This is a genomic window from Streptosporangium sp. NPDC023825 (genome assembly GCF_040639575.1).
Classification (GTDB): domain Bacteria; phylum Actinomycetota; class Actinomycetes; order Streptosporangiales; family Streptosporangiaceae; genus Streptosporangium.
The window spans coordinates 149,505-156,524 of record NZ_JBFAAE010000016.1 but is presented as its reverse complement, the minus strand read 5'-3'; the positions used below and the strand labels follow the sequence as shown (position 1 = coordinate 156,524).

Annotated in this window: 7 protein-coding genes; 6 read left to right on the top strand and 1 reads right to left on the bottom strand. The window is 71.1% G+C overall.

Going from position 1 to position 7,020, the window contains the following annotated elements; all coding sequences use genetic code 11:
* The first annotated feature begins 121 nt into the window (after window positions 1-121).
* The 3 genes from AB0G15_RS17180 to yjfF are packed head-to-tail and all read left to right on the top strand — an operon-like array spanning window position 122 to window position 3,752.
* Window positions 122-1,633: a sugar ABC transporter ATP-binding protein gene (locus AB0G15_RS17180; RefSeq protein ID WP_362840341.1), complete on the top strand. Its 1,512-nt coding sequence runs from the start codon at window positions 122-124 to the stop codon at window positions 1,631-1,633.
* Window positions 1,630-2,763, top strand: a complete 1,134-nt coding sequence (locus tag AB0G15_RS17175; RefSeq protein ID WP_362840338.1) for an ABC transporter permease — start codon at window positions 1,630-1,632, stop codon at window positions 2,761-2,763. Before AB0G15_RS17180 ends, AB0G15_RS17175 begins: the two co-directional genes overlap by 4 nt.
* On the top strand, window positions 2,760-3,752 hold the full coding sequence (gene yjfF / locus AB0G15_RS17170; protein WP_362840335.1) for a galactofuranose ABC transporter, permease protein YjfF: 993 nt from the start codon (window positions 2,760-2,762) through the stop codon (window positions 3,750-3,752). Before AB0G15_RS17175 ends, yjfF begins: the two co-directional genes overlap by 4 nt.
* A gap of 138 nt (window positions 3,753-3,890) precedes the next feature.
* On the opposite strand, the gene AB0G15_RS17165 is transcribed toward yjfF, so the two are convergent.
* Window positions 3,891-4,490 carry a TetR family transcriptional regulator gene (locus AB0G15_RS17165; RefSeq protein WP_362840332.1) on the bottom strand — a complete coding sequence of 200 codons (600 nt, stop codon included), beginning with the start codon at window positions 4,488-4,490 and terminating at the stop codon, window positions 3,891-3,893.
* Between the two features lie 70 nt (window positions 4,491-4,560).
* On the opposite strand from AB0G15_RS17165, the gene AB0G15_RS17160 reads away from it, so the two are divergent.
* The 3 genes from AB0G15_RS17160 (at window position 4,561) to AB0G15_RS17150 (ending at window position 6,977) form a co-directional block, all read left to right on the top strand.
* Entirely contained in the window at window positions 4,561-5,388 is an 828-nt protein-coding gene (locus tag AB0G15_RS17160; RefSeq protein WP_362840329.1) for a class I SAM-dependent methyltransferase, read from the top strand.
* Between the two features lie 183 nt (window positions 5,389-5,571).
* The gene (locus tag AB0G15_RS17155; RefSeq protein WP_362840325.1) at window positions 5,572-6,351 is read left to right on the top strand and encodes a CoA transferase subunit A; all 780 of its coding nucleotides are present in this window, start codon (window positions 5,572-5,574) and stop codon (window positions 6,349-6,351) included.
* Window positions 6,348-6,977 carry a CoA transferase subunit B gene (locus AB0G15_RS17150; RefSeq protein WP_362840322.1) on the top strand — a complete coding sequence of 210 codons (630 nt, stop codon included), beginning with the start codon at window positions 6,348-6,350 and terminating at the stop codon, window positions 6,975-6,977. The genes AB0G15_RS17155 and AB0G15_RS17150 overlap by 4 nt, the downstream gene beginning before the upstream one ends.
* Window positions 6,978-7,020 lie beyond the last annotated feature (43 nt).

The following is a 7,020-nucleotide window of genomic DNA, read 5'->3' as shown; positions in this document are numbered from 1 at the left end:
GGGCGAGCAGGTGCCGGCCCGCGTGGTGACCGAGGAGACCACCTTCACCCAGGAGCAGGCCAAGGAAGCCCTGCCCACCCGCCAGTACTGAGCCGCCCACCCGGGAAGAAAGGAGCGCGGCATGGACGCACCGGCACCGATCGTACGGATGAGCGGGATCGGCAAACGATTCCCCGGCGTCAAGGCCCTGGACGACGTCGGCTTCCGGCTGCTGCCGGGCGAGGTGCACGCGCTGATGGGAGAGAACGGCGCGGGGAAGTCGACGCTGATCAAGGTGCTGACCGGCGTGTACAGCGTCGACGAGGGTGAGATCGAGCTGGCCGGAGAGCGGGTCGCCTTCTCCAGCCCGTCCGCCGCCCAGCAGGCCGGTATCAGCACGGTTTACCAGGAGGTCAACCTGTGCGGGAACCTCTCGGTCGCGGAGAACATCTTCGTGGGCCGCGAGCCGCGCAGGTTCGGCCGTATCCGGTGGAAGGAGATGCGCCGGCGGGCCAAGGAACTGATGGGCCGCCTGGACCTGCGCGTCGACGTGTCGGCGCCGCTGGCGTCGTACTCGCTGGCCGTGCAGCAGATGGTCGCGATCGCCAGGGCGGTCGACATCGACGCCAAGGTGCTCATCCTCGACGAGCCGACCTCCAGCCTCGACGCCGGCGAGGTGGCCCAGCTGTTCCGGGTGATGCGCCGGCTGAAGGAGCAGGGCATCGCCATCCTGTTCGTCTCGCACTTCCTCGACCAGATCTACGAGGTGTCGGACCGCATGACGATCCTGCGCGACGGGAAGCTCGTGGGGGAGTACCTCACCCGCGAGCTCTCCCAGGTCGACCTGGTCGCCAAGATGATCGGGCGGGAGCTGGTCGACCTGGAGAAGCTCGAGGAGAAGCCGCCCGCCCGGGTCGCGGAGCCGCTGGTGGAGGCCCGCGACCTCGGGCGGACGGGCGCCATCACCCCCTTCACCCTCACCATCAGGCAGGGTGAGGTCGTCGGGCTGGCCGGGCTGCTCGGCTCCGGCCGCACCGAGCTGGCGCGGCTGTTGTTCGGCGCCGACCACGCCGACGGCGGCTCGGTGAGCATCGGCGGCAAACAGACCGCGCTGCGCACGCCGCGGGCGGCGATGAACCAGAAGATCGCCTTCTGTTCGGAGAACCGCCGGGCGGAAGGCCTCGTCGACGAGCTCACGGTGCGGGAGAACATCGTCCTCGCGCTGCAGGCCGCGCGCGGCTGGACCCGGCCTCTGTCCCGGCGCAGGCAGGACGAGCTGGTCAGCAAGTACATCAGCGCGTTGAACATCCGGCCGGGCGACCCCGAGCAACCGGTCCGCACCCTCAGCGGCGGCAACCAGCAGAAGGTGCTGCTGGCCCGCTGGCTGATCATGGAACCCCGGCTGCTCATCCTCGATGAACCCACCCGGGGGATCGACGTCGGCACGAAGGCGCAGATCCAGCGCCTGGTCGCCGAGCTGTCCGACGGCGGCATGGCCGTGCTGTTCATCTCCGCCGAGCTGGAGGAGGTCCTGCGTCTCAGCCACCGGGTCGGGGTGCTGCGCGACCGCGCGCTGATCGCCCAGCTCGACAACGACGACGCGCTCACCACCGATGTCCTGATGCAGAAGATCGCGAGCGGAGCACCGGCATGAGTTCTGTACTAAACCGCGCCGGTGCCCTCACGCGGCACCGGCTGCTCTGGCCCGCCTTGATCCTGATCGCGTTGCTGGCACTCAACGTGGTGTTCACCCGCAACTTCCTGACCGTGCAGATGCGGGACGGGCACCTCTACGGCAGCCTCATCGACATCCTCCGCTTCGGGGCGCCGCTGATCCTGGTCGCGCTGGGCATGACGCTGGTCATCGCCACCGGCGGCATCGACCTGTCGGTCGGCTCGGTGGTGGCGATCGCCGGGGCGCTGGCCTGCCTGCAGATCAGCGACCTGAGCGACCAGAACGCCGTCGGTGGCGTGCTGTCGGCGATCGGCCTCGCGCTGGTGGTGGCACTCGTGCTCGGGGCCTGGAACGGGGTGCTGGTGGCCGCCATCGGCATCCAGCCGATCATCGCGACGCTGATCCTCATGGTCGCGGGACGAGGCCTGGCCCAGCTGATCACCGACGGGCAGATCATCACGATCAACAGCGCCCCCTACAAGCTGGTCGGCGGAGGTTACTGGCTGACGCTGCCGTTCGGCATCCTCATCGTGATCGCGCTGACGGCGCTGACCGCCTTCCTCACCCGGCGGCTGGCCCTGGGCATGTTCATCGAGGCGGTCGGCGGCAACGCCGAGGCCAGCAGGCTGTCCGGGATCCGCTCCCGGAGCGTGCTGATCGTGGTCTACACCTTCTGCGGGCTGTGCGCGGGCATCGCGGGGCTGATGATCAGCTCCAACGTGTCCAGCGCGGACGGCAACTACGCCGGGTTGTGGATCGAGCTGGACGCCATCCTGGCCGTCGTCATCGGCGGCACCTCGCTGGCCGGCGGCCGGTTCTCCCTCAGCGGCACGGTGCTGGGGGCATTGATCATTCAGACCCTGACCACCACGATCTACTCGATCGGCGTGCCGCCGGAGACGACGCTGCTGTTCAAGGCGCTCGTGGTGACGATCGTGTGCCTGCTGCAGTCGCCCGCCTTCCGGCGCAGGGTGTTCGGGGGAAGGGCGCCCCGGCGGAGCGGGAGTCCCACCCCGCCGCCCCCCGCCCCGCGGGAGGACACCGACCGCCCCGGCACGGGCGCGGCGGCCGACGAGCAGGTACAGGAGGAAACGGTGAGGAACAGATGACGGACATCACGATGACCGGCATGGCCGGTCGGCTCGCCATTCCCCGCAGATACGTCCCGGTCGCGGTGACCGCAAGCCTGCTCGTCGCGATGTTCGCGATCGGCGGCATCAGGTACGAGGGATTCGCCAGCGGCCAGGTGATCCTCAACGTCTTCGTCGACAACGCGTTCCTGCTCGTCATCGGCATCGGCATGACGTTCGTGATCCTCACCGGCGGCATCGACCTGTCGGTGGGCTCGGTGGTGGCGCTGTCCACGATGGTCTCGGCCAGCCTCCTCACGCACCAGGGCTGGCCGGCTCCGGCGGTGATCCTGCTGGTGCTGGCCATCGGCGCGACGCTGGGATTCGGGATGGGGGTGATCATCCACTACTTCGAGGTCCAACCCTTCATCGCGACCCTCGCCGGGATGTTCCTGGCCCGGGGGCTGTGCTACACGATCGGCACCGACTCGATCCCGATCACCGACGGCGTCTTCACCGCCTTCGCGCAGACCAGGATCGACCTGGGCGGCGATTTGTGGATCTCGCCCAGCGTGGTGATCGCCGCGATCGTGGTGCTGGTGGCCGCGTACGTGCTGCACTACACGCGGCTGGGCCGCTCGGTCTACGCCGTCGGAGGCAGCGAGCAGTCCGCGCTGCTCATGGGCCTGCCGGTGGCGCGGACGAAGGTCGCCGTCTACACCATCAGCGGGCTGTGCTCCGCGCTCGGCGGCGTCCTGTTCTCCTTCTACATGCTGTCCGGGCACGGCGGGCTCGCCGTCGGCATGGAACTGGACGCCATCGCGGCCGTGGTCATCGGCGGCACCCTGCTCACCGGCGGCTCGGGCTATCTCTTCGGCACCGTGCTGGGCATCCTCGTGCTCGGCCTGACCCAGACGATCCTCAGTTTCGAGGGGACCCTCAGCTCCTGGTGGACCAGGATCGTCCTCGGGCTGCTGCTGTTCGCCTTCATCCTGCTGCAGCGGATCATCGGCGTCCGGCGAACCTGAGGCGGAGACCGTCCGGCGCCGCCGGGGCCGGCGCCGCGCCGCCGCCCCGGTCGGCGGCCGTTTTCACGACGAGGTCGTCTTTTACGACGAGGTCGTGGAGGCGAGCCGCATGCCGGACCCGGGTCGTCGCCGACGCGGTCACAGCAGCCGTCTTTGCACCACGTCGGCGATGACCGTGGTCACGATCCGGTGGACGGCTCCGGCCTCGGGCGGGGTGCTCCCCGTGCCGGCGTACAGCAGGTGTCCGGCACCGACCAGCGTGAACGCGAGCGTGTCGGTGTCGGCGTCCGCCGCGATGCGGCCCATCTCGCACTCGGCGGTGAGGTAGGAGGCGAGCATGGCCCCGGCCTCCGCCAGGATCGGGACGCCGGTCGACCCGGCCCGGCGCAGCCGGGCGCGCAGGTCGTCCCGGGAGATGACGAGGCCGACGATCGCCACGGCGACCGTCTCGAACAGCTCCGTCAGCGCGCCGGTGAGGTTGCCGGCGACGGTGCCGGTCCCGGCGGAGTCGTACAGGGCGGCGGCCTGAGGGCCGATCCGGGCGGCGCGGTCCAGCACGAGCTCGGCAAGAAAGGCGTCGAAGTCGGCGAAGTGCCGGTGCAGGACCCCCTTGGCGCAGTCGGCCTCGGTGGTGACCGCCCGGCTGGTCAGCGCGTTCGGCCCGTCTCTGAGCAGGACGCGCTCGGCGGCGTCGAACAGCTGCTCGCGCGCGTCGCGCATGGCCACCCCCGTCGGCACCGTGCATCCCTCTTCCCGGTCGAGGAGCCCGCCCGTTGACGAGTGGGCATGTGCCCACTAGCGTGGGCGCATGCCCACTATACCGTCGGCCGGAGCGCCTCTTCCTGGGAACGACCTTCATCGACACCGGCAGGTGGCGGAGTCGTTCGGCGTGGACGCCGAACGCTACGACCGCACCCGGCCCCGCTATCCCGACGCCATGGTGGACCGGATCGTCGCCGCCTGCCCCGGCCCCGGCGTCCTCGACGTCGGCTGCGGCACCGGCATAGAGGCCCGGCAGTTCCAGGCGGCCGGCTGCGAGGTCCTCGGCGTCGAGCCCGACGCGCGGATGGCCGACTTCGCGCGGCGCGGCGGGGTCGAGGTCGAGGTGGCGACGTTCGAGGCCTGGGACCCCGCCGGCCGGATGTTCGACGCGGTCGTCGCCGGGACGGCCTGGCACTGGGTGGACCCGGTGGCGGGAGCCGCCAAGGCGGCGCGGGTGCTGCGGCCCGGCGGGCGGCTGGCGGCGTTCTGGCACGTGTTCCAGCTTCCGCCCGGCCTGGCGGAGGACTTCGCCGCGGTCTACCGGCGGGTGGCGCCCGACTCGCCGTTCGTCTTCCAGGAGAAGGGGAACGCCCTGGAGGGATACCAGGCGCTGTTCACCAGGGCCGCCGACGGGATCCGGGAGGCGGGCGGGTTCGGCGACCCGGAGCAGTGGCGGTTCGACTGGGAGTGTTCCTACACCCGGGACGCGTGGCTGGACCAGCTGCCCACCTCCGGCGCTCTCACCCGGCTCTCGCAGGACAGGCTGGCGGAGGTGCTGGAGGGCGCCGGGGCCGCCGTCGACGCGATGGGGGGCGCCTTCACGATGCCCTACACCACGGTGGTCGTCACCGCCGCCCGCGCCGGCGCGGCCTGACGCGGCCGGCGCACGCGGCACGGCGGCCGGCCCGCCTTCCGGGAGGGCCGTCCCTCCCGGAAGGCGGGCCGGTTCCTCCCGCGTCGACGAAGGTGCTTTGACAGGACGGTCGCCGGTACACATACTCAAGTGCGCGATAATGAACCAAAGTTCGCAGAGCGAACACCGGCCGAACGGAGTGTCGTGCGCGGAGACAAGGTGATCGCCACGGCCGCGGAGGCCCTGGCGGACGTGCGCGACGGCGCGTCGTTCGCGGTGGGCGGGTTCGGCCTGAGCGGCATCCCGAACGTGCTGATCCAGGCCCTGTACGACACGGGGGTGCGCGGGATCGGCGTGGTGTCGAACAACTGCGGCGTGGACGGCGGTGGCCTGGGCGTCCTGCTGGAGGCCGGCCGGATCGGCCGGGTGACCGCCTCCTACATCGGCGACAACAAGGAGTTCGCCCGGCAGTACCTGACGGGGGAGCTGGAGGTGGAGCTCACCCCGCAGGGCAGCCTGGCCGAGCGGCTGCGCGCGGGCGGCTGCGGCATCCCCGCCTTCTACACCCCGGCCGGGGTCGGCACGCCGGTCGCCGACGGCGGGCTGCCGTTGCGGCACGGCCCGGACGGCTCGGTGGTGCTCGCCTCGCCGCCCAGGGAGGTGCGCGAGTTCGACGGTCGGACCTACGTGCTGGAGCACGGCATCACCACCGACTTCGCGCTGGTGCGGGCGGCCAGGGGAGACCGGCACGGCAACCTCGTGTTCGGCAAGGCCGCCAGGAACTTCAACCCGCTGGCCGCGATGGCCGGGCGGGTCACGATCGCCGAGGTCGAGGAGCTGACCGAGCTCGACCCCGACGAGATCCACCTGCCCGGGGTGTTCGTCCAGCGCGTCGTGCCGCTCACCCCGGAGCAGGCCGCCGACAAGGCCGTCGAACGGCGTACCACCTCCGTGCCCGCGGAGCGAGGGGGGGCCACCTCATGAGCTGGAGCCGTGACCAGATGGTCGCGCGCGCGGCGGCCGAGCTGCGCGACGGCGACTACGTCAACCTCGGCATCGGCCTGCCCACCCGCATCCCCTCCTTCCTGCCTGCGGGCACGGACGTGATCCTGCACTCGGAGAACGGCATCCTCGGCGTCGGCCCCTACCCCGCGCCGGACGCGGTCGACCCCGACCTGATCAACGCGGGCAAGGAGACCGTGACCGTGCTCCCCGGCGCGTCGTTCTTCGACTCCTCGCTGTCGTTCGGCATGATCCGCGGTGGCCACATCGACGTGGCGGTGCTGGGCGCGATGCAGGTCTCGGCCCGCGGAGACCTGGCCAACTGGATGGTCCCCGGCAGGCTCGTCAAGGGCATGGGCGGCGCGATGGACCTGGTCCACGGCGCCCGCAGGGTCATCGTGATCATGGATCACGTCGCCAAGGACGGCTCGCCGAAGATCGTCGAGGAGTGCTCGCTGCCCCTCACGGGCAAGGGGTGCGTCCACCGGATCATCACCGACCTCGGCGTCCTCGACGTCACGGGGGAGGGGCTGGCGCTGGTGGAGACCGCCCCCGGGGTGAGCCCGGCGGAGCTGCGCGATCGTACGGACGCGGAGGTGAGGGCGTGAGGAGCGTCTCCGCCGCGGCCGGGACGGCCCGCCCCGCTCCCGC

What these genes read in the sequence shown, in the direction of transcription:
- AB0G15_RS17160 (WP_362840329.1), top strand. Translation starts at nt 4,561, where the DNA reads ATGCCCACTATACCGTCGGCCGGAGCGCCTCTTCCTGGGAACGACCTT.
- yjfF (WP_362840335.1), top strand. Translation starts at nt 2,760, where the DNA reads ATGACGGACATCACGATGACCGGCATGGCCGGTCGGCTCGCCATTCCC.
- AB0G15_RS17150 (WP_362840322.1), top strand. Translation starts at nt 6,348, where the DNA reads ATGAGCTGGAGCCGTGACCAGATGGTCGCGCGCGCGGCGGCCGAGCTG.
- AB0G15_RS17180 (WP_362840341.1), top strand. Translation starts at nt 122, where the DNA reads ATGGACGCACCGGCACCGATCGTACGGATGAGCGGGATCGGCAAACGA.
- AB0G15_RS17175 (WP_362840338.1), top strand. Translation starts at nt 1,630, where the DNA reads ATGAGTTCTGTACTAAACCGCGCCGGTGCCCTCACGCGGCACCGGCTG.